The following is a 22,484-nucleotide window of genomic DNA, read 5'->3' as shown; positions in this document are numbered from 1 at the left end:
TACGTTGCGCTCCCGAACATGACGGGCGTAGCGTTGCTCAAGCCGGGGAGAGGTGTGCGCCTCAGGACCCGGCATGTAGGAGATGAAGACCAATGACGACCACGGAACCCGGAAAGGAGGGGTAGACGATGTTGCTGCTCAGCGAACCCAAGCAGACGACGACCTTCGGCGCGTCCGCGCATGAGTCGGCCATTGCCGTGTATCGGAACATCGCGCCCGTCTTCGCCCAGGTCCGTGGCACCACTCTGCCCGCTGCCGTCCTGAACATCACGGCTCCGAGCACCGTCGGCAATGTCGACACCACCGATATGGGCGCCGAGACCCTTCGTGGACGCAGCACGGCAGTCGCCGGGCTCGGTTGGCAGCCGGTTCTCACCGGCTCCGAGAAGCGTCACGGCGTCACCCGCGGGAGACCGCCTCGAGAACACCACCGGTTGGGCTTACAGGAGAAAGCCCAGCTCGGAACTCTCGAGGCCGCGAATCCCGCAACCGGGATCGCGGCCTTTTTGTTTGGCGTGAAACGCCAGGTCGCGGCCCGTCAGTAGAAGAACAGACGAGACAGATTGCGAAGCAATTGAGTCCTCAGACAGCACTGATGCGACCGACCATCGACACGAGAGAGGAGACCGAGCCCATGACCGACACCCTCATCGGGCCTGAGCTGCGAGAGCAGGCCTGCCAGACCGGCAGCGACCTCCCCTGCCGCGAGTACGACGCCGACCTGTGGTTCTCGGAGCAGCCCACCGAGCTGGAGTTCGCCAAGTCCCTGTGCGCCGACTGCCCGGTGCGCCTGGAGTGCCTGACCGGCGCCCTGGAGCGCCACGAGCCCTGGGGCGTGTGGGGCGGCGAGATCTTCGAGAAGGGCAACGTCGTGGCCCGCAAGCGGCCCCGCGGCCGGCCCCGCAAGGACGCCGCGCTCGTCGAGCAGGCCGCGCAGGCGGAGCTCGCCGCGCGCACCCGGGAACTCGCGCTCGCGGGGGTGGCGGTGTCATGACCGTCGACTACCTGAGCCGCCACCTGAAGCGTGACGTCGGCGTGCAAGACCTCGGACCCTCCCTCGCGGAGGAGGTCGAGGCGGTCCGGCCGCTGGCGCCGACCACCGAGATGTTCGGACGCCTCCGCATGAGGAGCCTCTGGACCGAAGCCGGTTACAAGCGGGTCGTCCTCCGCGGCGGAAAGCACCGCCGCCGCAGGCATTGACCGCGCGATAACCGCGTTGGCTGAAAGGGCCCGCCCCCGGGAGGGGGCGGGCCCTTTCCGTTGTCCTAGCGGCGGTTCGGGTCGGTCGCCTCGGGGTCAGCGAAGCCCGGGAGCCATTCCACGAGGATCTCGCGCCAGTTCGCGGCGGCGCCGAGCTGGCACAGCACCCCGATCGAGCCCATCGTCACGCGGTGGATGAGCAGGTACGCGGGCGGGAAGCTCAGCTGCTTGTTCAGCTTCGCGGCCTCCGAGCCCTGGCCGGTGAGGCGGGCGCTCTCCTTGCGGAGCCATTCGCGCGAGAACCGGAACTCGTCGCCCGCGATCGGCTCCAGCATCGGCACGAGCAGGTCGAGCATCGCCTTCGCGTCGATGTCGAGCGACGGCGGCACGAAGCCCTCGCCGCGCAGGCCCGCGACGACGTCGTCGGCCCGGCCGTCGAGCGTCAGCCGCGTCAGGCGGCCCACCTGCACGGGCATCCCGCCGGGGAGCCGCGCGGCGGCGCCGAAGTCGTAGACCACGAGCCGCCCGTCCTCGCCGATCGCGAAGTTCCCCGGGTGCGGGTCGGCGTGCAGGAGCCCGGCGCGCTTCGGCGCCGAGAAGTGCAGGGTGCACAGGCGCAGCCCGGCCGCGTCCCGCTCCTCCTGCGTGCCCTCCCGGATGACCTCCGCGAGCGGGCGCCCCGGGAGCCACTCGGTGACGAGCACCTCGGGGCTGGCGTGGACGACCTCGGGGACCGCGATGAGCGGGTCGTCCCTGAACGCATCGGCGAACTGCTGCTGCGTGGACGCCTCCAGCTCGTAGTCGAGCTCTTCGAGGAGCCGCTCGCGCAGCTCCACGGTGATCTTCTTGACGTCGAAGTTCGGTTGCAGCACTTTGAACATCGGGGCGATGCGCGAGAGGTGCCGCAGGTCCGAGCGCAGGGCGTCGCCCGCGCCGGGGTACTGGATCTTGACGGCGACGGGCCGCCCGTCCTTCCACACCGCCCGGTGCACCTGGCCGATGCTCGCCGCCGCGGCGGGCGCGTCGTCGAACTCGGCGAACCGGTCGCGCCAGTCGGCGCCCATCTGGCGCTCCAGGACCCCGTGGACGCTCGCCACCGGGAGCGGCGGCGCCGCGTTCTGGAGCTTCGTCAGCGCCTGCCGGTAGGGCGCGGCGAGGTGCTCGGGGAGGGCCGCCTCGAAGATCGACAGCGCCTGCCCGAGCTTCATCGCACCCCCCTTGAGCTGCCCGAGCACGCTGAAGACGTGTTCGGCGGTGCGCCGCTGCGCCTGCTCGCTGAGGATCTCGTCTGCCAGTCCGGTCACGCGCTTGCCGAGGCCCACCGTCGCCCGGCCCGCCAGCCCCAGGGGGAGCGAGGCGAGTTTCATGCCCCGCACGATCGCCCGGCGCGGGAGGTCATCACCCGAATGGGCGGGTCCATGCCTGTCGCTCACGTTCCCAATGCTCTCACGGACGGGCCCGGTCGCGGAGGTCGAGCGAGGAGCGGAACCGCGTTCGCCGTATCACGCCCGGCCGCGGGCGTCCCGCGCGTGTCACCCGCACGGGTGAAGCGGCGCGGCGGGACTTACAGGCGTGAAATCTGTGGCATTCTGAGGCTGAACGGTCGCACAGCGTGACCGTCGCTACATGGGGGGTACCAGTGGCTACTGCTACGGAGACTTACAACGGGTACTGCGTCAAGTGTCGCGAGAAGCGCGACTTCGAGGGCACCGTCGTCGTCTCGGACTCGGGCCGCCGGATGGCCAAGGGGACGTGCCCGGTGTGCGGCACCAAGATGAACCGGATCCTCGGCAAGGCCTCGTGATCGCTGACCGGAAGGTCCACCCCTCGTCCGATCCCACCATGCGGGAGTCTGGCGAGGGGATTTTCATTGCATAGCACCATGCAAGCCGCAATCGAGACATCTGCGTTAGGCGATTGTCACCCCCGCGGATTAGTGTGCGTTCATGGCGCGCAAAGTGCATCCCCCCGTCGAAGTGCGGCGCTCTCCCCGGCGCCGTGCCACCGTAGCGGCCTACGAAGAACGAGGCCGCGTGGTCGTCATGATCCCGGACGCCTTCTCTGAGAAAGAGGAGCGCGAATGGATCGACCACATGCTCGCGAGGCTCCAGAAGCGCGAGGCCCGCGACGGCCGCGCGTCCGACGACGCCCTGCGGGACCGGGCCGTCAGGCTCGCCCGGCGCTACTACCCCGACCACCCCGAATGCGCCCGCCCCGAGAGCGTCCGCTGGGTCGACAACCAGCACCGCCGCTGGGGCTCGTGCACCCCCTCCGACGGCTCGATCCGGCTCTCGCGCCGGCTCACCATGATGCCGTCGTGGGTCATCGACTACGTCCTGCTCCACGAGCTGGCGCACCTGGTCCACCACGACCACTCGCGCCCGTTCTGGGACATGGTCGGCCGCTACACCAAGGCCGAGCGGGCCCGCGGCTACCTCGAAGGCATCGCCGACGCCGAGGCCAGCGACCCCCGCTAAGCACCGGAGCGCACCGCGCCGACCGCCGAGGCGGCCGGCCGCAGGGCGCTGCCCGACGCCTACTTCTCCTCGGGCTCGTCCCCGTCGTCGTCCTTCGGGTCGTTCACCGCGAGCTGGTCGAACATCGACAGGTCCAGGTCCTCCAGGGCCTCGGACACCGCCGCGAACGACTCGGGCCGCTCCAGGTCGGCGGCGCTCGGCATCAGGTCCGGGTGCGCCCACACCGCCTCGCGCCCCTCGGTCCCGCGGGCCTCGGCCAGCGACTGCCACAGCCGCTCCGCCGCCCGCACCTTCGCCTGGTCGAGCTGGAGCCCGACGAGCGCCTCGAACGTCTGCTCGACCGGCCCGCCGGAGGCGCGGCGCCGCCGCGTCGACTCCATGAGCCGGTCCATGGTCGGCAGCCGCTCGCCGACCGCCTCGGCCACGACCGTGTTGATCCACCCGGCGATGAGCGCCAGGGTCGTCGCCAGCCGCGCCAGCGCGGCCTTCTGCTGCTCGGTGTCCTCGGGCTTGAACACCTCGCTGAGGTCGAGCGTCGCCGCCGCCTCCTGGTCGGTGAGGTCCATCTCCGACATGGCCTCCTCGATGGCGGCCTCGTCGATGCGGATCTCCCGCGCGTACGCCTCCAAAGCGCCGAGCAGGTGGGCGCGCAGCCACGACGCGTGCGTGAACAGGCGGTGGGCGGCCGCCTCGCGCAGCGCCACGAACAGGCGCACCTCCTCGACCGGGAGCTCCAGGCCCTCGGCGTAGGCGGCGATGTTGCCGGGCAGGAGCGCCGCGACACCGGTCTTCCCCAGGGGCAGGCCGACCTCCGTGGAGGACAGCACCTCCCCGGCGAGCTTCGCGAGGGCCTGGCCCATCTGCGCGCCGAACAGCGCCGAGCCGACCCCCTTCATGAGGTCGGCCATCGGGCCGAGCATCCCGGCCATCTCCTCGGGGACGAGGGTCTGCATCGCCTCGCCCATCTGGGCCGCGAGGGGCTCGGCGAGCTGCTTCCAGGAGTCCTCGGTGCGCGCGATCCACTGCTTTCGGGTCCACGCGTCGGTGGCCGTGACCCCCGAGGGCCAGTTGACGACCGAGTCGAGCCACAGGTCGGCGAGGCGCACGGCCTCCGCGACGTGCGCCTGGTCGGCGGGGCCGACGGTGTTCTCGGCCTCCAGCTCGGACTCGGCGAGCTGGCGCGCGAGCTGCCAGTTGACCGGACCTGACGTCAGCGACTGCGCCATCATCTGCTGGAGCTGCTGCATCATCTGCTGCACGCGCGGATCGTTCGGGTCGGGCAGGTCGCCGCCCAAGTTCCCGAAGCCGAACGGAATATCGGAGCCCATGCGCCAACCGTACGTCAGAGGAGGGGGGCCGGGCCACGGCTGGCCGATCCGGGGGCCCCGCGTTCGCTGCGGGCCGAAAGCGCCCGTGCGCTTGCGCATGTAGGCTTCCCGGCATGCGAAGGCGTGGAATCACCGTCCTGTTGGGCGCCGTGCTCGTGGCGCTGCTGACATGGCAGGCGCTCTCGATGGACGTCGCCTACGTGGTGTTCAGCCCCGGCCCCACCGAGGACGTGCTCGGCTCCGAGGAGATCGACGGCGTCGAGCACCCCATCATCACCGCCGACACCGAGTTCCCCTCCGAGGGACAGCTGCGCCTGACCACGGTGCGCGTCAAGCAGTCCGTGACCCTCGCCCAGGCCCTGCGCTACTGGGTGTCCAATGAGTACGCGATCATCCCGCGCGACCTCATCTACCCGCCCGGCGAGTCCGAGGAGGAGATCGCCGAGGAGCAGCAGGCCGACTGGGTCGAGTCCCAGTCGAACGCCGAGCAGGCCGCCCTCGCGTACCTCGGCGAGCCCGCCGTCATCTCCGTCGTCGCCGACTCCGCGGGGCTCCTCGAAGGGGACGTCGTCACCGCGGTCGACGGGACCGCCGTCACCTCCCTCACGGCCCTGGCCGATTACGCCGACAGCGAAACCACGGTGACGGTGACGCGCGACGGCGCCGCCGTCGAGGTGCCCGGCGTGGTCCTCGGCGACGCCGACCTCCAGTCCGTCCACGACGACCCCTACAACATCGAGATCGACACCGACGCCCTCGACATCGGCGGCCCCTCCGCGGGCCTGATGTTCGCGCTCGGCATCGTCGACCGGGTCACCGAGGGCGACCTCACCGACGGGACGGTCGTCGCCGGGACCGGCGAGATCGATCCAGAAGGGAACGTCGGCGGCATCGGCGGGATCCAGCAGAAGATCGCCGGCGCCGCGGACGCGAACGCCGAGGTCTTCCTCGCCCCGGCTTCGAACTGTTCGGACGCCGTCACCGGCGCGCCCGCCGATATGACTATTGTCAGAGTCGAGACGCTCGAAGACGCGGTCTCGGCGCTTGAGACCCTAGCGGCCGGCGGGGAAGTCACGACCTGCTGACCCCCGCGCCGCCAGACCCTAAGGAGTTGCTTCAGTGGCGAACCGGACGCCCGCCCCACCACGGATGAGCCGACGAGGACGCTACGTCCTGATACTCCTCGTGGGCGCGATTGTCCTGCTCTCGGTGCTCGGCTGGCTCGTCAGCCTGCGCACCGACTACCTCTGGTACGACTCCGTCGGGTACACCTCGGTGTTCTCGACGATGATGTGGACGCGCCTGGCGATGTTCGGCGTCTTCACCCTCGCGATGGCCGCCTGGTGCGGCCTCAACCTCTACCTCGCCTACCGCTTCCGGCCCGACACGTGGCCCGCGACGAGCGAGCAGGAGGGCCTGGAGCGGTACCGCGAGCTCATCTCCCCGAAGGCCGGCTGGTGGATCGGCGGCGTCGCCGCCGTCGTCGGCGTCTTCGCGGGCATGTCCGCGCAGAGCCGCTGGGAGACCTGGCTGCTGTTCCGCGAAGGCGGCCAGTTCGACTGGACCGACCCGGTCCTGAACATGAACGCCGGGTTCTACGTCTTCCGGCTCCCGTTCTGGCAGTTCCTCATCGGCTTCGGCTTCGCCGCGGTCGTCGTCGGCATCCTCGCCTCCCTGAGCGCCTACTACCTCTACGGCGCGCTGCGCTTCTCCGGCCAGGGCGACCGCATGACGAACGTCGCGCGCATCCACCTGTCGGTCCTCGTCGCGCTCTTCCTGGGGCTCAAGGCCGTCGCGTACTACTTCGACCGCTTCGACTTCACCACCCAGGAGAACCCGGTCACCGACATCGTCGGCGGCGGGTACACCGAGATGACCGCCCTCATGAACGCCAAGAACGCGCTCATCTGGGTCTCCGTCATCGCCGCGGTCGTCATCCTCGTCTTCTCGTGGGGCTTCACCCGCTCGCTCGCGCTGCCCGCCGCGGCCCTCGGCCTCGTCGTGGTCACCGCGATCGCCGCGGGCGGCATCTACCCGGCCGTGGTCCGCAACTTCCAGGTCGAGCCCAACCGCCCCCAGCGCGAAGGCGAGTACGCCCAGCACACCATCGACGGCACCAGGTACGCGTACGGCATGGAGAACCTGGAGACCGTCTCCTACGAGGTCGAGTCCCGGCCCGACGCGACCCAGCTGGCCTCCGCCGACAGCCCGGCGAACCCCACCGTCGAGGACCCGGCCCTGCCCGACACGTCGAACCCGACGATCTCCAACGTGCGCCTCATCGACCCGTTCGTCGTCTCCGACGCCTTCACCCAGGCGCAGCAGCCGCGCAGCTTCTACGACTTCAACGAGAAGCTCGACATCGACCGGTACACCTACACCGACGAGAACGGCAACGAGGTCACCGAGGACTTCGTGGTGGGCCTGCGCGAGCTCAACCCCGACCAGCTCACCGACGAGCAGCAGGACTGGACCGTCGCCCACACCGTGTACACGCACGGCTGGGGCTTCGTGTCCGCGTCCACGACCGAGAGCGACGGCGGCGCGCCGTGCTTCACCTCCGGCGTGCTCTCGGACGACGCCGGGAACTGCCAGATCGGCAACGACATCATCGACGTCGAGCAGCCCCAGATCTACTACGGGCTCTTGAACAACGAGTACGCGATCGTCGGCGTCCCCGAAGGCGAGACGCCCCGCGAGTACGACCGCCCGACCGACGTCACCGTGGTCGACGAGGACGCCCCCGAGGAGGACGCCGAGGAGATCGGCGACGACCGCTACACCACCTACGAGGGCGACGGCGGCGTCGAGATCGGCTCGATCACCCGGCGCCTGCTCTACGCGTGGGAGTTCCAGGAGCCGCGGTTCCTGCTGTCCGACCAGATCAACGAAGAGTCGCAGCTGCTCTATAACCGGAACATCCGCGAGCGCGTGCAGATGGTCGCCCCGTTCCTGACCGTGGAGTCCGACCCGTACCCGGCGGTCGTCGACGGCGAGGTCGTCTGGATCGTCGACGGCTACACCACGACGAACGAGTTCCCGTACTCCGACCGGGTCAACCTGGCCGACGCGACGAACGACACGTACTCCGGCCAGGGCGTCGCCAACCAGGCGTCCGAGGAGGTCAACTACATCCGCTCGTCGGTCAAGGCGGTCGTCAACGCCTACGACGGCTCGGTGAAGCTGTACGAGTTCGACGAGGAGGACCCGATCCTCAAGGCGTGGAACGCGATCTACGGCGGCGACCTCATCATCCCCAAGGACGAGACCCCGCAGGCGCTCCAGGACCACTTCCGCTACCCGCAGGACCTCTTCAAGGTCCAGCGGAGCCTGCTCCAGCGCTACCACGTGGACGAGTCCCGCACCTTCATCGAGGGCGGCGAGGCGTGGGCGACGCCCTCGGACCCGTCGCAGGCGCAGGAGGTGACCCAGCCCGCCTACTACGTGTACGCGACGTACCCCGACCAGGAAGGCGAGGCGTTCTTCCAGCTCACCAGCAGCTTCACGCCGAGAAACCGGCCGAACGCGCTGGCGTCGCTCATGTCGGGCTACTACGACGAGAACGGCGATCCGCAGCTGACGGTGTACGACGTGGCGGGCGGCGACGACCAGTCCGTGCGGCAGATCCACCAGATCATCACGTCCACATCGGAGGTGGTGACGACGCTGCGCGACGCCCAGCAGACGGGCACCACAGTCGAGTGGGGCAACCTCCTGACACTGCCGATCGGCGACGGCATCCTCTACCTCGAACCGATGTACCTGCGCAGACAGGCGGGCGGGCAGGGCGAGGACCTGCCGGTGCTCACGAACGTCGCCATCAGCTACGGCGGCTACGTGGGCTTCGCGCCGACGTTCGAGGAGGCGCTGAACATGGTGGTGATGAAGTACGTCTCGGGTGCGCCGAGCGAGGCCGAGCAGACCGAGGGCGAGGACGGCGGGGAGTCCCCGTCCGAGACGCCTTCGGAGACGCCGACCACCGAGGCCCCGACGACGGAGGCGCCCGACACCGCCGAGCCGCCTGAAGTCGAGGCCGCGATCGACAACGTCCTCGCCGCGCAGGCGGCGTACGAGGAGGCCCAGGCCTCGGGCACGAACGAGGAGCAGGGCCGCGCGCTCGACGACCTCCTCGCCGCGCTCGACCAGCTCGAAGCGGCCCGCGCGGCGGCGGGACAGTAAGCAGCACAACGGGAAGCGCCCGGGGCCATCGGCCCCGGGCGCTTCCTCGTGCTCCGTCTACTGCTCGTCGCCCCCGGGGCCGGGGGTCTCCTCCGACTCGGGCTTGCACGCCTCGGCGTCGGCCGCCCGGCGGACCGTGATCTGCACCGTCGACCCCTGGTCGGCCTCGGCGCCGCCGCTGGGGGACTGGCGCACGACGCTGCACTTCGCGTCGCCCTCGCCCTCGTACTCGACCGCCGGGGTCAGGCCCGCCTCCTCGATCCGCGAGCGCGCGTCGGCCTCGGTCTGGCCGACCACGCCGGGGACGCTCGCCTTCGCGGGCGGCGTGGGGGAGCTGCTCTCGGTGGCGCTCGCCGACCCGGTCGGGTTGAGCGAGGGCCCGGAGGTGGGGGGCGCGGACGGGTCGGTCTCGCCTGTGGCGGAAGCGGAGTCGCTCGGGTCGGGCGTGGTCGCGCCCTCCTCGTCGCCCTCGTCGTCGACCCAGTGGCCGTCGTCGCCGTTCTGGCCCTGCACGTCGGTGTCGGCGGTCCCGGACCGGTTCGCCAGCGGGCCGTCGCCCCCGTCGCCGTCGCCCCACGGGAGGGTGGTGGCGATGGCGCTGACCGCGGCGATCCCCGCGAGGGTCGCGGCGAGCGTGATCCACAGGCCGCGGCGCCGCGGCCGCTCCCGGGGCGCCTCCTGCGGCGGCGGCACGATGCCGGTGGGCGGCGTGGGGACGCGGTGCGCGCCGGTGACCGGCGGCAGCGAGTGGCCGTCGGTGCGGTACACGGGATGCTGCCCCGAGGGGGTCGGCCCGGCGCCCGCGGGACGCCGGTGCGCGCCGGTCTGCGGCCCCGGCTGCCGACCGGTCTGCGGCGGCTGCGAGACCGGAGCGTGCTGCGGCGCAGGCGCGGGCGGCGGTGCGACCGGGTGCGCGGCGGACGGCTCGTTCACGTCCCGCCGGTCCATCATCCGGGTCCGGGCGGGCGCGTTCCGCGGTCGCGTCAGGAGCGCGGTGCGCACCTCCCGGCAGGCCCCGGCGAGCGAGGCCGCGTCGGGCCAGCGCGAGGACGGGTCCTTCTGGAGCGAGCGGCGCACGATCTCGGCGACCTCGTACGGGATCTCCGCGGGCAGCGGCGGCGGGGCGTTGCGCAGGTGCGCCGAGAGCACCCCGAGCGGGGTGTCGGCGCGGAACGGCGGCGCCCCGGCGAGGCACTGGTGGGCGACGACGCCCAGCGAGTACAGGTCCGAAGCAGGGGTGAGGTTCTCGCCTGCGGCCTGCTCGGGGGACATGTACGTGACGGTGCCGAGCACCACCCCGGTGGTGGTGAGCGTCAGGTTGTGGTTGGCGCGGGCGATCCCGAAGTCCACCAGGACGACCGAGCCGTCGCCGCGGACGAGGATGTTGCCGGGCTTGATGTCGCGGTGGACGATCCCGGCGGCGTGCGCGACCTGGAGCGCCTCGGCGACGCCGCCGACGACCTGGAGGGTCTCGGCGGTGCCGAGCTTGCCCCAGAGGCCGAGGAGCCGCGAGAGCGGCTTGCCGTCGACGAACTCCATGATGAGGTACGCGAGCTGGGCGTCCTCGTCCTCGATCTCGCCGTAGTCGTAGACCTCGACGACGCCGGGGCCCTGCATGACGGCGATGGCGCGGGCCTCGCGGCGGAACCGCTCGCGGAAGCCGCGGTCGTCGACGAGGTCGGCGAGGAGCACCTTCACCGCGACGGTGCGCCACAGGATCGTGTCGGTGCCTTCCCAGACGTCGCCCATGCCGCCGCCGCCGACGCGGCGTTCGAGCCGGTAGCGCCCGTCCAGGACATCGCCGGCCTTGAGGTTGCGCGTGCTCAGCATCGGGCGGCTTTCCCCTTCTCGGCGAAGCCCTGCCAATTGCCGCTTCACCTTGAGTCGGATATCTCTCCCGGGTCTAACGACCGGGGGCCGCTGAGGCTACGCGCTGGATCGGGCGATCTTCGGATCCGTCGCGTTTCGGGGGGGAGGCCGTCGCGGCGCCGCCGTCGGTGCGGCGCCGCGGGTCAGTGCTCGGGGGTTCCGGTGAGCGCCAGGGACCGGGACGGGGCGCTCACGCCGGCCCCGTCGTCGGCGGCCGGAGCTTCGACCTGGGCTGCACCTTTGCCAGTGGCCGGGGCGTCGGACTGGTGCACGGCCTGGCCGAGCTGGCCGTCCCAGCACGCCCACGAGTGGCAGGGCCAGGACTGGCCGCAGTGCCCGCACACGGGGTGCTTCGCGCCCTGCTGGTCGAGTGCGGGGGTGTGGCGCTTCCACCAGCGCGCCTGGACGCGCCAGAGGCTCGGCACCAGCACTTCGCTGGGCGGCTCGTCCGGCGGCGGATTGTCGAGTGTGTACGGACTGCGCAACGCAGGCTGCCTTTCAGGTCTTCGTAACGGACTGGATCCCTTGTGGCCCTGCGTGATCGGGCCGAGGAACCGCAGTGTGCCCTGGTCGTCGCCGAGGTGCGGTGTCGAATCGGTACAGTCGGGGGAGGCGGGTAGCCCCTCCGTACAGTAGAATTGCACATGCAGATTTTGGATGCAAGAGGTATAACCGGATCGGGTGGCGATTCCTCCTCCCGACAGGCGCGACCGGACGAGCGGCCAGAAGTCCTCCCCAACCGGTGCGTCACTCACCGAATCCGGAGAGATCAGGGTGTCAAATGGGAACATCGAACGACAACGCTGACAGCGATCTGCCGAAGAAGTTGGGAGGCAAGGCGATGCCTTCGAGCGGCAGCCCCACCGTCCGTCGCCGCCGCGCCGGGAAGATCCTGCGGGACCTGCGCGAGAAGTCCGGCAAGGGCGCCGACGACGCCGCGGCCGCGCTGGAGGTCACCAGCTCCACCATCTACCGGATGGAGCTCGGGCGCGTCGGCATCAAGCCCCGCGACGTGCAGGCCCTCGTCGAGGTCTACGGCGTCGAGGACGCCGAGCTCGTCGACGAGCTGGTGCGCCTGGCCCGCGACGGCCGCAAGCGCGGCTGGTGGGCCCGCTACTCGGACACCATCTCCCCGCCGTACGCGACCTATGTGGGCCTGGAGCAGGACGCCTCCAGCCTGAACGTCTACGACGGCCTCATCATCAACGGCCTCCTCCAGACCCGCGAGTACGCCCGGCACACGTTCAGCATGGTCCCTGAACGCTCTCTGCGGTACATGGACCAGCGGATCGACCTGCGCATGGAGCGCCAGCAGCGGCTGCGCGGGGACCTGAAGATCTGGAACGTCATCGACGAGGCGGCGATCCGCCGCGTCCTGGGCGGGCCGAAGGTCATGATCGACCAGCTCCAGAACCTCCTCGAACTCGGCTCGCTGCCGAACGTGCACCTCCAGGTGCTGCCGTTCGAAGGAGGGGCCTACCCGGGGATGCTGTCCTCGTTCACGATCCTCGGCTTCGGGGAGCTCGACGGGGAGGTCGACCCGGGCTACCGCCACCCCGACGTGGTCTACATCGAGGGCCACAACGGCGACGTCTACGAGGAGGGCGAGGACGTGGAGCCGTTCCACGAGATCTTCGGGTTCCTCCGGTCGGCCGCGCTCGACCCGGGGCGCAGCCTCGAATTCATCGAGCGACAGGCCCACCACCTGAAGTCGCTCTAGCGCCGATGCGAGGGGGCGGCCACCGCGGTAGGCGGTCGCCCCCTCGCTCCGTCCCTACCTGCCGGATGTCCGCAGCAGCGAGGCCCAGTCGGCCCGACCGGCGCGAAGGATCGGGCTCACCGTCAGCTTGGTGTCCCTGATCTCCACGCCCTCATCGGCGAGCCTGGCCTCAACGCAGGCGCCGTTCGGGCCCGACCTGCTGCTCTTCCTCCATGTGTGGGTCAACATGGATCTCCTCCTTCCAAGGAGCCTTTCGAGTCCCCAGGACGGCTCTTACCATAGCCGCCGCATGGCAAGCGAAACGTCGACTATCCGTCACTATCAGGTTTTGGACAGAGCCGTGTCCCAGTTCCCTAAAACGCTGCGGCGCATGCGGCCTCGGATTCTTCACGAATCACACTCGCGGAATCCGCGAGCGACATTCACTCCATCGGGTCGCGCCTTCGGCGCGCCACCGCCGCCCGCGCCCGCGCGCCCCCGGCCCTCGGCGCTGGCCCGCGGGTTGGCCGGGCCGCCTCCTGGGAAGCCCTCCAGGACACCACGGTTCCGCGGCATTTTCCCGAGAATTCACGGAATCGCCGAACCAGGGGGACTTTCACAATTGCAGGGCTCGAATGGAATAATATTCAGACCGACATCAACAGCACTGGTCACGGGGGGTGACGATGAAAGACGCCATTGAAACCTCTACCACCGCGTTCGCCGCAATCGTCGCGATCGTCCTCATCTTCGCAGCGGTCCTCGGACTGCGGTCCTTCATCGAGGGACGGCGCCGCCGAAAAGCCCGGGCCAAGACCGACGCCGAAGCGTGGACCGAGCTCCTCGGGAAGCAGCTCCAGATCGCCCCGGCCTCCGTCGGCGACACCGAGGCCGCGGCGGCCCTGGACCGCGCCCGCAAGCTCCACTACGGCGCCGTGCAGAAGCTCAAGACCGCCAAGAAGACCAAGCAGTTCGAGCGCATCAGGACCTACGCGCTCGCCGGACTGCACAACCTGAACATCATGCGGCGCCGACTCGGCAAGGCACCCGGACCCCAGGGACCGATCCCGTTCAACTCGGGCGCCGGCACGAAGAAGCGCGACGACAACATCCGCGACGTCGCGACCGGGCCGTCCACCGGACTGCCCTTCTAGGGACCCAGCAACGCGGAAGGGGGCGGCCGGTCGGCCGCCCCCTTCCGCGTACTCCTTTTAGTTCACTTCCTGGCGCCGCGGCGACAGCAGGTCCATGACCCACATCGCGATCCACACGATGATCGCGCCCCAGAACGCCGGCCAGAACCCGTCCACCGCGAACCCGAGCGACAGCTGCTCCGACACCCATCCGGTGAGCCAGAACATGAGCGCGTTGACCACCAGGCCGAACAGGCCCAGCGTCAGCACGTACAGCGCGCAGCCGACCATCATCACGATCGGCTTCACCAAGGTGTTCACCAGCGTGAAGATCAACGCCACCAACAACAGCGACACGAACTTCGCGCCCGTGGAGTCCCCGTACAGGGTGATACCGCCGACGATCGCCGTCGCGAGCCACAGGGCCAGCGCCGTCAGCACCAGCCGTATCAAGAATCTGAACATGGCGCCAAGTATCGCCGCCGCCACTGTCCGCCGTCCAGTTTCCGCCGATTCCAACGGGACCCGGCGCGAGACCGAGCCGGGCCCTCGCGTTCACCCCCGGTTCACCCGAGAGTGAATCCGCCGCTACTCGCCCGGCCTATCCTCGGCCCAACCCTGCTTGACATCCCGACCTGCGTCCCATGCAGAAGGAGCGATCATGAGCGACCCGGCACTGCCCGCGGCCCGCCCCACCGTCGACCCGCGGCGCCTCACGGCGGCCCCCCAGCCGGCGCACCAGCGGGCCCCCGGCGGCGGCGCCGACACCGCCACCGTCTTCGACATCAAGGACGTCGACGTCTTCTACGGCTCCTTCCACGCCGTCAAGAACGTCAACTTCACCGTCGCCAAGAACGAGATCACCGCGCTCATCGGCCCGTCCGGCTGCGGCAAGTCCACCCTGCTGCGCTCCCTCAACCGGATGAACGACCTCGTGCCCGGCGCCCGCGTCGCCGGCACGGTCGCCTACCGCGGCAAGAACATCTACGACCAGGGCGTCGACCCCGTCGAGGTCCGCCGCCGCATCGGCATGGTCTTCCAGAAGGCCAACCCGTTCCCGAAGTCCATCTTCGACAACGTCGCGTACGGCCCCCGCATCCACGGCGTCAAGCGCTCCGAGCTCGCCGGGATCGTCGAGGACTCCCTCAAGAAGGCCGCCCTCTGGGACGAGGTCAAGGACAAGCTCAAGCAGTCCGCGCTGGCCCTCTCCGGCGGCCAGCAGCAGCGCCTGTGCATCGCCCGCACGATCGCGCTCGCGCCCGAGGTCGTCCTCATGGACGAGCCCTGCTCGGCGCTCGACCCGATCGCGACGGCCCGCATCGAGGAGCTCATGGTCGACCTGGCCAAGCAGTTCACGATCGTCATCGTCACGCACAACATGCAGCAGGCCGCCCGCGTCTCCGACAAGACCGCGTTCTTCTCGACCGAGGTCAACGAGCTCAGCGACACCCGCACCGGCGTCCTCGTCGAGTTCGACGACACGCAGCGGATCTTCACCACCCCCTCCGACGAGCGCACCGAGAACTACGTCACCGGCCGCTTCGGCTAGACCCGGTACGACGACGAGTACAGACGACGAAGGGCCCCGCCGGGAGGCGGGGCCCTTCCTCGTTCGCGAGACCAGGTTCGCGGTGCGCTAGCGCTTGTCGATGGCGAAGCGCGCCGCGATGATCCGGGACAGGATGGTGAACACGAAGACGATGGCGATCAGGGTCAGGGCCGCGCCCCACGCGCGCTCCTGCGAGGCGGCGAACGGCTGGCTCGCGTTGCGGAAGATCTGCGCCGCGAGCGTCGTGTTCTGGCCGTCGAACAGGTCCGGCTTGTAGATGTAGGTCAGGCCCACCGTGACGATGATCGGCGCGGTCTCGCCCGCGGCGCGGGCCACGGCCAGCAGCGAACCCGAGGTGATGCCCGACGACGCCGCCGGGAGCACCACGCCGAGCACCGTGCGCCACTTGCGCGCGCCCAGGCCCGACGAGGCCTGCCGCAGCTCGTCGGGGACCAGCCGCAGCATCTCCTCGGTCGAGCGGATCACGATCGGCAGCATCAGGCACGCCAGGGCCAGCGCCCCGCCGAAGCCGGTCTTGTCGCCGATGACGATCACGTAGCCGACGTAGATGAACAGGCCCATCATGATCGACGGGACGCCGGTCATGACGTCGGCCATGGTGCGGATGAACCGCGCCAGCGGCTTGTTCTTGCCGTACTCGTTCAGGTACACCGCGCCCAGCACGCCGATCGGGATCGACATCAGCGCGGCCATGCCGGTGATCGTGAGCGTGCCCAGGATCGCCGGGCCCATGCCCGGGCCCTCGGTGCGGTAGTTCCGCGGGATCTCGTCGATGAACCACGCCAGGCTCCACGCCGACGCGCCCTTCGACACGACCTCCCACGCCACGAGCGCCAGCGGCAGCGCCGCGACGAGCACGCACAGCGCGATGAGCGAGGTGGCGGCCCGGTTCGCGAAGGCCCGCCGGAACGACAGGTTGCGGCCCGACAGGTCGGGCGGGGTCTGTCCTTGCAGCGCCGTCATGAGTGGGCACCCTTCATCTTGATCTCCGCGCGCCTGACCACGGTGCGGGCGAGGAAGTTGATCAGGACCGTGATCGCGAACAGCACGACGCCGATCCCGATCAGGGCCTCGGTGTGCATGCCGCTCGACTCGCCCCACTGCTGGGCGATGACCGCGGCCATCGTGTTGCCGGGCTCGAACAGGTTCGTGCCGACGGTGAGCGAACCGCCGATGACCAGGGCCACCGCGATCGTCTCGCCCATCGCCCGGCCCAGGCCGAGCATCGAGGCGCCGACCAGGCCGCCGAACGAGTGGGGGAGGATCGCGCCCTTGATCATCTCCCAGCGGGTCGCGCCGAGCGCATAAGCGCCCTGCTTGTCGATCTCGGGCACGGTCGCGAAGACCTCCCGCGAGATCGACGTGATGATCGGGATGCACATGACCGCGAGGATCAGCCCGGCCGTGAAGTAGTTGCGGCCGGTGTTCGTCTCGTCGAAGATCGCGTTCAGGCCCGGGACCGGGGCCACGACCCCCGCCCACCACTGGTAGATCGGAGTGACCCACGGGATCAGGACGATGCTGCCGACCAGGCCGAACACCACCGACGGGACGGTGGCGAGCAGGTCGACGATCGTGACGATGTACTTGCGGGAGCGCCGGTGCGCGACCTCCGTGATGAACAGCGCGATCCCGATCGACACCGGCACCGCGACGACCATCGCGATCACCGAGGTCACCAGGGTGCCGTACAGGAACGGGAGGGTCCCGAAGATCTCGTCGCCGGGAACCCAGTCGGTCCCGGTGAGGAACTCGACCGGGTCGTGCGCGATCGCGGGCCACGCCTGCACCGACGTGGTCACCAGGATCAGGCCCAGCACGATGAGCACGGTCAGGCCGGCGAGGGTCACCAGCCCGGTGAAGCCCTTGTCGGTCCGGCGGGAGCGAGCCTCCCCGCCGAGGTCCACCTGCGGGGGCGATTCGGGGGATGCCGTAGTGGTCAAGAGAGTCTCTCCGTTTTCGTGAGCGGAGCGGCCGAAAACCCCAGCGGCGCTGCGGCCGTTGGGGTCGTCGGTTTCCGTGGTCCTAGGCAATCGTCTCGTTCAGGGCGTCGACGGCCTGCTGGCGCAGCGCGTCGGGCAGCGGAGCGAAGTTGTTGTCCGCGGCGATGTCCTGGCCGTCGGTGAGCAGGTAGTTCACGAACTCCTTGACGCCGGCGGCGACGTTCTCGTCCTCGTACTCGGTGTGGAGCAGGATGTACGTCGGCGCGACGATCGGGTAGGTCTCGGCGCCGGCCGCGTTCAGCGGGTTGTACGACAGGTCCTCGGCGACCTCCGCGCCCTCAAGGGCCGCGGTGGTGGCGTCCAGCGTCGGCTGGATGAACGCGCCGTCGGCGTTCTCGATCGACGCGGTGACCAGGCCGGTCTCGGACGCGTCGGCGAGGTCGACGTAGCCGATCGCACCCTCGGTCTGGGTGATCACGGTCGCGACGCCGGTGTTCTTCTCGCCGCCGATGGAGCCCTCGGGCCAGGTGATCTCGTCACCCGCGCCGAGCGTCCACGCGTCGGTGGCCTCGTCGAGGAACTTGGTGAAGTTCGAGGTGGTGCCCGAGCCGTCCGAGCGGTGCGCGATCGTGATCGCGGTGTCCGGGAGCTCGACGCCCTCGTTGGTGGCGGCGATCGCCGGGTCGTTCCAAGTGGTGATCGCGCCCTGGAAGATGTTGGCCAGCGTCTCCTGGTCGAGCTGGAGGCCGTCCACGCCCGGCAGGTTGTACGACACCGTGATCGGGGCCGCCACGGTCGGGATGTACTGGAACGAGCCCTCCGCGGGTCCGTCGCCGTCCTTAACCAGGGAGTCGGAGCCCGCGAAGTCGTTCAGGCCCTCGCCGAACTCGGACTTGCCCGTGCCGGAGCCGACGGCGTTGTAGGTGACGACAAGCTCGGGGTTGACCTCGGCGTACGCCTCGATCGCCGCGGCGTAGAACGCGTCCGGGAAGGAGGCGCCCGAACCGGTGATCTCGCCGGAAGCCAGGTCGCCGTCGCCGGCCTCGTCGTCGCTGCCGCCGCCGCAGGCCGCCATGCTCATGGCGAGCGCACCCGCGGTGATGGTGCCGAAAATGGTCCGGCGGTTCAGTTTCATGTTCACAGCTGGTCTCTACTCCGTCTCCCGGAAGGGGCCCGGGTCGCTTCTTCACTGTCCGCAGCCATCAAACCCAGAGCCGGTGTTCACCCGCTGACGTGAAGCTGAACTCAAGGTGAACGACTGAGCGCGATTCGCAACGGCGACGGAGAGACCAAATACGCGAGCCTCTGACCTGGCACTTTAACCCGGCCTCGGCCCGCCCGTGACCAGACCGTTATGAACGGTCGAGGTGCACGTCCCCTGTGACGGCATAGACCACCTGGTGCGAGATGCGCACCGCGTGGTCCCCGAACCGCTCGAAGAACCGCGCCAGCAGCGCCACGTCCCCCGCCGTCTGCGGCCCGTACCCCAGACCCGGGAGCTGCGCGTGGATCCGCTCCTGGATCGCGTCCAGCTCGTCGTCGTCCAGACCCATCTGCGTCGCCAGCAGCTGGTCCTGGTCCTCCAGCACCACCACCAGCTTCTCCGCGACCCGCCCCGCCGCGGCCCCCATCGCCGCGAAGTCCGGCCGCAGCGAATCCGGGATCACCGCCGCGGGCGCGCGCAGCAGCACCGACTTCGCCACGTGCTTCGCCAGGTCGCCCATCCGCTCCAGGTCCACCGAGATCCGCACCGCGCCCAGCACGAACCGCAGGTCCGACGCCACCGCGTCGTACTGCGTCATGAGCTCGATGATCCGGTCGTCCACGCGGAACTGGAGCGCGTTGACGTGCTGGTCCTCCGCGACCACCGCCTCGGCGGCCGCGGTGTCGCCCTCCAGGAGGGCCGCGCTGGCCCGCTCGATGGCGTCGGCCACGCGGCGGGCCATGTCGACGAGGAGTTCGTTGAGCTCGTCCAGGTGCTGGTGGAACGGGTTCTGCATGATCGGCCAATCGCGGTTCGGAACGGGCTGACGCGAGCCGCGTCGCGGTCGCCTCCGAGTCTAGAGGCCCGCCCCGGCTCGCGCACCGAGCGCGTCCCCGGCACGCGCCGGGCGAACCTCCTTGGACGCCCGGCGATACAGTGAGTGCGAAGCACGAACGATCCCCCAGGGAGTGGACCAGATGACCTACCCCTCGCAGCCGGGCTACCCGAGCCCCTACGGCCAGCAGCCCCCCGGGCGCCAGCAGAACACGCTGTGGCTCATCGGCGGCACGGTCGTGCTCGTGCTCGCGATCATCTTCACGGTGATCCTCATCGTGGTCCAAGGCGCCCAGGACAACTCGACGACCAACGGGGGCGACGACGGCGGCGGCAACAACGGCGGCGACAATGGAGGGGACGACGGCGGCGACAACGGCGGCGACCAGGCGGCCGTCGAGATGAACGAGGAGGCCTGCTCCGCGTTCGGCCTCGACTCGTTCGAGTCGAACTACGGCGCCCTGGACCCGGACTCCACCTACAGCTCCGCGTCCACGACCGGCGGTCTGCCATCGCTGACGTGCACGTTCTACAACGAGGACTTCACCTCGGTGTCCATCTACCTCAGCGACAGGGAGTCCGCGAGCGAGGTCACCGACAGCGTCGCGTCCGACTCGGAGTACTACAACGAGGCCAGCGGCTACACCTACGCCGACTGGGACGGCTACGGCGACGCCGGCAGCCTCTACAGCTACGACTACGGCGACAGCACCTCGTACACGCTGCACGTCGCACTCGGCAGCCTCGACGTCACGATCTCCTCCACCCTGTACGACGACGAGAACGTGAGCGCCGAATCCGCCGAGGAGACCTGGGCCGACTTCGTCCAGCAGTCCGACTCGCTGTTCGCGGACTACACCTAGACGCACGAGGGCCCGGCCGCACCAGCGGCCGGGCCCTCGCACACTTCGTTCCGCACAAACCAAAAGAGGCCCTGTGACCAGGACCTCTTGTGTGGTGCGCCGCCAGGGACTCGAACCCCGAACCCGCTGATTAAGAGTCAGCTGCTCTGCCAGTTGAGCTAGCGGCGCTTGGTGATTGAGTGGACGCGGCGCTTTCCGCCGGTGTCCCTCGCACGAGGAGAAACTTTAGCATGTGCTTCGGCCTCCGTCTCCAGGGGTCCCCGGGGTGGCTACCCTTGAGCGGTGACAAGTTTCGTAGACCGCGTGAATCTCCAGGTCATTGCCGGTAAAGGTGGCAACGGCTGCGTGTCGGTCCACCGTGAGAAGTTCAAGCCGCTCGGCGGCCCCGACGGCGGCAACGGCGGGCACGGGGGTGATGTGGTCTTCGTCGTCGACCCGAACGTGCACACGCTGCTCGACTTCCACTTCCAGACCCGCCTCCAGGGCGGCAACGGCAAGCACGGCCAGGGGTCCAACCGCGACGGCGCCACGGGCGAGTCCATCCGGGTGGCCGTCCCCAACGGCACCGTCATCTACTCCAATGGCGAGGTCCTCGCCGACCTGACCGGCGACGGCACCGAGATCACCGTGGCCCAGGGCGGCCGCGGCGGCCGCGGCAACCGCGCTCTCGTCAGCTCCAAGCGGAAGGTCCCCGGCTTCGCCGAACTCGGCGAGCCCGGCGACGAGCTCGACGTGGTGCTCGAACTCAAGAGCGTCGCCGACGTCGGCCTCGTCGGCTTCCCCTCCGCGGGGAAGTCCTCCCTCATCGCCGCGATGTCGGCCGCCCGGCCCAAGATCGCCGACTACCCCTTCACCACGCTCGCCCCGAACCTCGGCGTCGTGTCCGCGGGGGAGACGACCTACACGATTGCCGACGTCCCGGGCCTCATCCCGGGCGCCGCCGCCGGCAAGGGCCTCGGCCTCCAGTTCCTGCGGCACATCGAGCGCTGCGCGGTCCTCGCCCACGTGGTCGACACCGCCAGTCTCGAAAGCGACCGCGACCCGGTCTCCGACATCGACGCCCTGGAGCACGAGCTCGCCGAATACGGCGGCCTCGCCGACCGGCCGCGCATCATCGTCCTCAACAAGACCGACATCCCCGACGGCCGCGAGCTCGCCGAGTACGTCCGCGGCGACCTTGAGAAGTACGGGTGGCCGGTCTACCTCGTCAGCGCCGTCAGCCGCGAGGGCCTGAAGGAGTTGAACTTCGCCTTCGCGAAGCTCGTCCAGGAGTACCGCGCCGCGCAGCCCCCGGTCGAGGCCACCCGCACCGTCATCCGCCCGGCGGCCGTCGACGACTCCGGCTTCTCCATCAAGAAGGTCGTGCCGGCCTACGAAGGCGACGTCGAGTTCGTCGTCTCTGGCGCCAAGCCCGAGCGCTGGATCGGCCAGACCAACTTCGAGAACGAAGAAGCGGTCGGCTACCTCGCGGACCGCCTCGCCAACCTCGGCGTGGAAGACGGACTCGTGAAGCAGGGGGCCGTCCCCGGCTCGATCGTCCGGATCGCCGACCACGAATTCGAGTGGCAGCCGACCGACCCCAACATCGTCGCGACCGTCGGCCCCCGCGGCACCGACGCCCGCTTCGAGATCAGCGACCGCAAGGGCGCCGACGAACGCCTCGCCGAGCGCAAGGAGCGCCGCGCCGAGACGCTCGAACGGGTCGCCAAAGAGAAGGAAGCCAGGGGCAAGAGCCGCCGCGGCTAACCCCATTCGCGGACTGACCAGCGGAAACGCGGGGTTCGCAAGAGTGTGGCGCCGAGCACGCACCCCCCTTGCGAACCCCGGTTATCCGTCGCGTAAATTTGTCTTTGCCCGCGGGGGAAACGGACAGGAAAACCGAAAGGACCTGGACGAAGACCTAAAGGGCAAATCTCCGAATGAATCGATCGGGGGGCCAAAACGGCCCGAAAACCGGTCTGATAAGTTACTGGAGCCGCTCCGGTCGGAGAGGAACTTCCAAGAAGTTTCAGATCTGATTAGTGCGTGTTGTTTGAGAACTCAACAGGGTGTTTGGATGGTCAGCGTGTGGGCTGGCTGAGTCGCTTCGGACTAGGTTCCGGGGTGTGCTTGGTTGGTACTGTTTTTGACTGTCTTTTCCTTGGGACGCTCGGTTATGGGTGTCTCGTGAAAATCGGTCAGGACT

At 69.5% G+C, this 22,484-nt stretch carries 22 protein-coding genes and 1 tRNA gene; 12 read left to right on the top strand and 11 right to left on the bottom strand.

Annotated features, from left to right (window positions below; genetic code table 11):
- Positions 1–128: 128 nt before the first annotated feature.
- From WA640_RS23555 to WA640_RS23545, 3 genes are all read left to right on the top strand, one after another.
- Entirely contained in the window at positions 129–545 is a 417-nt protein-coding gene (locus tag WA640_RS23555; RefSeq protein ID WP_335990983.1) for a hypothetical protein, read from the top strand.
- An 89-nt stretch (positions 546–634) separates the two neighbouring features.
- Positions 635–994 carry a WhiB family transcriptional regulator gene (locus WA640_RS23550; protein ID WP_106366464.1) on the top strand — a complete coding sequence of 120 codons (360 nt, stop codon included), beginning with the start codon at positions 635–637 and terminating at the stop codon, positions 992–994.
- Complete coding sequence (locus WA640_RS23545; RefSeq protein WP_335990982.1) at positions 991–1,200, top strand: hypothetical protein; 210 nt, start codon at positions 991–993, stop codon at positions 1,198–1,200. The genes WA640_RS23550 and WA640_RS23545 overlap by 4 nt, the downstream gene beginning before the upstream one ends.
- A gap of 65 nt (positions 1,201–1,265) precedes the next feature.
- On the opposite strand, the gene WA640_RS23540 is transcribed toward WA640_RS23545, so the two are convergent.
- On the bottom strand, positions 1,266–2,567 hold the full coding sequence (locus WA640_RS23540; RefSeq protein WP_335990981.1) for an ABC1 kinase family protein: 1,302 nt from the start codon (positions 2,565–2,567) through the stop codon (positions 1,266–1,268).
- A gap of 272 nt (positions 2,568–2,839) precedes the next feature.
- Here WA640_RS23540 and WA640_RS23535 point away from each other — a divergent pair, with 272 nt between their 5' ends.
- Together WA640_RS23535 and WA640_RS23530 are read left to right on the top strand one after the other, a co-directional pair.
- Entirely contained in the window at positions 2,840–3,004 is a 165-nt protein-coding gene (locus WA640_RS23535; RefSeq protein WP_181245930.1) for a DUF5679 domain-containing protein, read from the top strand.
- Positions 3,005–3,146: 142 nt separating this feature from the next.
- On the top strand, positions 3,147–3,677 hold the full coding sequence (locus tag WA640_RS23530) for a M48 metallopeptidase family protein (protein WP_442904807.1): 531 nt from the start codon (positions 3,147–3,149) through the stop codon (positions 3,675–3,677).
- A 59-nt stretch (positions 3,678–3,736) separates the two neighbouring features.
- On the opposite strand, the gene WA640_RS23525 is transcribed toward WA640_RS23530, so the two are convergent.
- Positions 3,737–5,005, bottom strand: coding sequence for a zinc-dependent metalloprotease (locus WA640_RS23525; protein ID WP_335990979.1), 1,269 nt, complete (start codon positions 5,003–5,005; stop codon positions 3,737–3,739).
- Between the two features lie 113 nt (positions 5,006–5,118).
- On the opposite strand from WA640_RS23525, the gene WA640_RS23520 reads away from it, so the two are divergent.
- The gene (locus WA640_RS23520; protein ID WP_335990978.1) at positions 5,119–6,090 is read left to right on the top strand and encodes a YlbL family protein; all 972 of its coding nucleotides are present in this window, start codon (positions 5,119–5,121) and stop codon (positions 6,088–6,090) included.
- A gap of 34 nt (positions 6,091–6,124) precedes the next feature.
- The gene (locus WA640_RS23515) at positions 6,125–9,184 is read left to right on the top strand and encodes a UPF0182 family membrane protein (RefSeq protein WP_335990977.1); all 3,060 of its coding nucleotides are present in this window, start codon (positions 6,125–6,127) and stop codon (positions 9,182–9,184) included.
- Between the two features lie 57 nt (positions 9,185–9,241).
- Here WA640_RS23515 and WA640_RS23510 read toward each other — a convergent pair whose 3' ends face one another.
- Together WA640_RS23510 and WA640_RS23505 are read right to left on the bottom strand one after the other, a co-directional pair.
- Positions 9,242–11,014, bottom strand: a complete 1,773-nt coding sequence (locus tag WA640_RS23510; RefSeq protein WP_335990975.1) for a serine/threonine protein kinase — start codon at positions 11,012–11,014, stop codon at positions 9,242–9,244.
- 182 nt (positions 11,015–11,196) lie between these two features.
- Positions 11,197–11,538, bottom strand: a complete 342-nt coding sequence (locus WA640_RS23505; protein WP_335990974.1) for a hypothetical protein — start codon at positions 11,536–11,538, stop codon at positions 11,197–11,199.
- A gap of 296 nt (positions 11,539–11,834) precedes the next feature.
- Between WA640_RS23505 and WA640_RS23500 the strand changes: the two genes are divergently transcribed.
- Positions 11,835–12,773, top strand: coding sequence for a helix-turn-helix domain-containing protein (locus WA640_RS23500; RefSeq protein WP_106366352.1), 939 nt, complete (start codon positions 11,835–11,837; stop codon positions 12,771–12,773).
- Between the two features lie 54 nt (positions 12,774–12,827).
- Here WA640_RS23500 and WA640_RS23495 read toward each other — a convergent pair whose 3' ends face one another.
- Positions 12,828–13,001, bottom strand: a complete 174-nt coding sequence (locus WA640_RS23495; RefSeq protein ID WP_091054398.1) for a DUF397 domain-containing protein — start codon at positions 12,999–13,001, stop codon at positions 12,828–12,830.
- A 437-nt stretch (positions 13,002–13,438) separates the two neighbouring features.
- Here WA640_RS23495 and WA640_RS23490 point away from each other — a divergent pair, with 437 nt between their 5' ends.
- Complete coding sequence (locus WA640_RS23490) at positions 13,439–13,906, top strand: hypothetical protein (protein WP_106366351.1); 468 nt, start codon at positions 13,439–13,441, stop codon at positions 13,904–13,906.
- Positions 13,907–13,963: 57 nt separating this feature from the next.
- Here WA640_RS23490 and WA640_RS23485 read toward each other — a convergent pair whose 3' ends face one another.
- A complete protein-coding gene (locus WA640_RS23485) occupies positions 13,964–14,350 on the bottom strand; it encodes a phage holin family protein (RefSeq protein WP_335990972.1) in 387 nt (128 codons plus the stop codon).
- Between the two features lie 196 nt (positions 14,351–14,546).
- Between WA640_RS23485 and pstB the strand changes: the two genes are divergently transcribed.
- Complete coding sequence (gene pstB, locus WA640_RS23480) at positions 14,547–15,434, top strand: phosphate ABC transporter ATP-binding protein PstB (protein ID WP_106366350.1); 888 nt, start codon at positions 14,547–14,549, stop codon at positions 15,432–15,434.
- Between the two features lie 87 nt (positions 15,435–15,521).
- Here the strand turns inward: pstB and pstA are convergent, their stop codons facing one another.
- From pstA to phoU, 4 genes are all read right to left on the bottom strand, one after another.
- Positions 15,522–16,418, bottom strand: a complete 897-nt coding sequence (pstA, locus tag WA640_RS23475; protein ID WP_106366349.1) for a phosphate ABC transporter permease PstA — start codon at positions 16,416–16,418, stop codon at positions 15,522–15,524.
- The gene (gene pstC, locus WA640_RS23470) at positions 16,415–17,398 is read right to left on the bottom strand and encodes a phosphate ABC transporter permease subunit PstC (RefSeq protein ID WP_335990971.1); all 984 of its coding nucleotides are present in this window, start codon (positions 17,396–17,398) and stop codon (positions 16,415–16,417) included. The genes pstA and pstC overlap by 4 nt, the downstream gene beginning before the upstream one ends.
- Before the next feature lie 82 nt (positions 17,399–17,480).
- Positions 17,481–18,533 (bottom strand): phosphate ABC transporter substrate-binding protein PstS, encoded by a 1,053-nt coding sequence (pstS, locus tag WA640_RS23465; RefSeq protein WP_335991188.1) that lies wholly within the window; start codon positions 18,531–18,533, stop codon positions 17,481–17,483.
- Between the two features lie 217 nt (positions 18,534–18,750).
- On the bottom strand, positions 18,751–19,398 hold the full coding sequence (gene phoU, locus WA640_RS23460) for a phosphate signaling complex protein PhoU (protein WP_106366347.1): 648 nt from the start codon (positions 19,396–19,398) through the stop codon (positions 18,751–18,753).
- Between the two features lie 181 nt (positions 19,399–19,579).
- Between phoU and WA640_RS23455 the strand changes: the two genes are divergently transcribed.
- Positions 19,580–20,299: a hypothetical protein gene (locus WA640_RS23455; RefSeq protein ID WP_335990970.1), complete on the top strand. Its 720-nt coding sequence runs from the start codon at positions 19,580–19,582 to the stop codon at positions 20,297–20,299.
- Between the two features lie 92 nt (positions 20,300–20,391).
- Here the strand turns inward: WA640_RS23455 and WA640_RS23450 are convergent.
- Positions 20,392–20,467 (bottom strand) — tRNA-Lys (locus tag WA640_RS23450).
- Positions 20,468–20,581: 114 nt separating this feature from the next.
- Between WA640_RS23450 and obgE the strand changes: the two genes are divergently transcribed.
- Complete coding sequence (obgE, locus tag WA640_RS23445; protein ID WP_106366345.1) at positions 20,582–22,045, top strand: GTPase ObgE; 1,464 nt, start codon at positions 20,582–20,584, stop codon at positions 22,043–22,045.
- The last annotated feature ends 439 nt before the right edge of the window (positions 22,046–22,484 follow it).

It is taken from the genome of Glycomyces sp. MUSA5-2 (assembly GCF_037034145.1).
Lineage (GTDB): Bacteria > Actinomycetota > Actinomycetes > Mycobacteriales > Micromonosporaceae > Glycomyces > Glycomyces artemisiae.
The sequence above is the reverse complement of the archived record's forward strand: the minus strand, read 5'-3'. Positions and strand labels throughout refer to the sequence as shown.

What these genes read in the sequence shown, in the direction of transcription:
- WA640_RS23520 (WP_335990978.1), top strand. Translation starts at nt 5,119, where the DNA reads ATGCGAAGGCGTGGAATCACCGTCCTGTTGGGCGCCGTGCTCGTGGCG.
- pstB (WP_106366350.1), top strand. Translation starts at nt 14,547, where the DNA reads ATGAGCGACCCGGCACTGCCCGCGGCCCGCCCCACCGTCGACCCGCGG.
- pstS (WP_335991188.1), bottom strand. Translation starts at nt 18,533, where the DNA reads ATGAAACTGAACCGCCGGACCATTTTCGGCACCATCACCGCGGGTGCG.
- WA640_RS23500 (WP_106366352.1), top strand. Translation starts at nt 11,835, where the DNA reads ATGGGAACATCGAACGACAACGCTGACAGCGATCTGCCGAAGAAGTTG.
- WA640_RS23495 (WP_091054398.1), bottom strand. Translation starts at nt 13,001, where the DNA reads ATGTTGACCCACACATGGAGGAAGAGCAGCAGGTCGGGCCCGAACGGC.
- pstA (WP_106366349.1), bottom strand. Translation starts at nt 16,418, where the DNA reads ATGACGGCGCTGCAAGGACAGACCCCGCCCGACCTGTCGGGCCGCAAC.
- WA640_RS23485 (WP_335990972.1), bottom strand. Translation starts at nt 14,350, where the DNA reads ATGTTCAGATTCTTGATACGGCTGGTGCTGACGGCGCTGGCCCTGTGG.
- WA640_RS23455 (WP_335990970.1), top strand. Translation starts at nt 19,580, where the DNA reads ATGACCTACCCCTCGCAGCCGGGCTACCCGAGCCCCTACGGCCAGCAG.
- WA640_RS23550 (WP_106366464.1), top strand. Translation starts at nt 635, where the DNA reads ATGACCGACACCCTCATCGGGCCTGAGCTGCGAGAGCAGGCCTGCCAG.
- WA640_RS23525 (WP_335990979.1), bottom strand. Translation starts at nt 5,005, where the DNA reads ATGGGCTCCGATATTCCGTTCGGCTTCGGGAACTTGGGCGGCGACCTG.
- WA640_RS23545 (WP_335990982.1), top strand. Translation starts at nt 991, where the DNA reads ATGACCGTCGACTACCTGAGCCGCCACCTGAAGCGTGACGTCGGCGTG.
- WA640_RS23555 (WP_335990983.1), top strand. Translation starts at nt 129, where the DNA reads ATGTTGCTGCTCAGCGAACCCAAGCAGACGACGACCTTCGGCGCGTCC.
- phoU (WP_106366347.1), bottom strand. Translation starts at nt 19,398, where the DNA reads ATGCAGAACCCGTTCCACCAGCACCTGGACGAGCTCAACGAACTCCTC.
- WA640_RS23490 (WP_106366351.1), top strand. Translation starts at nt 13,439, where the DNA reads ATGAAAGACGCCATTGAAACCTCTACCACCGCGTTCGCCGCAATCGTC.
- WA640_RS23510 (WP_335990975.1), bottom strand. Translation starts at nt 11,014, where the DNA reads ATGCTGAGCACGCGCAACCTCAAGGCCGGCGATGTCCTGGACGGGCGC.
- WA640_RS23540 (WP_335990981.1), bottom strand. Translation starts at nt 2,567, where the DNA reads ATGAAACTCGCCTCGCTCCCCCTGGGGCTGGCGGGCCGGGCGACGGTG.
- WA640_RS23530 (WP_442904807.1), top strand. Translation starts at nt 3,147, where the DNA reads ATGGCGCGCAAAGTGCATCCCCCCGTCGAAGTGCGGCGCTCTCCCCGG.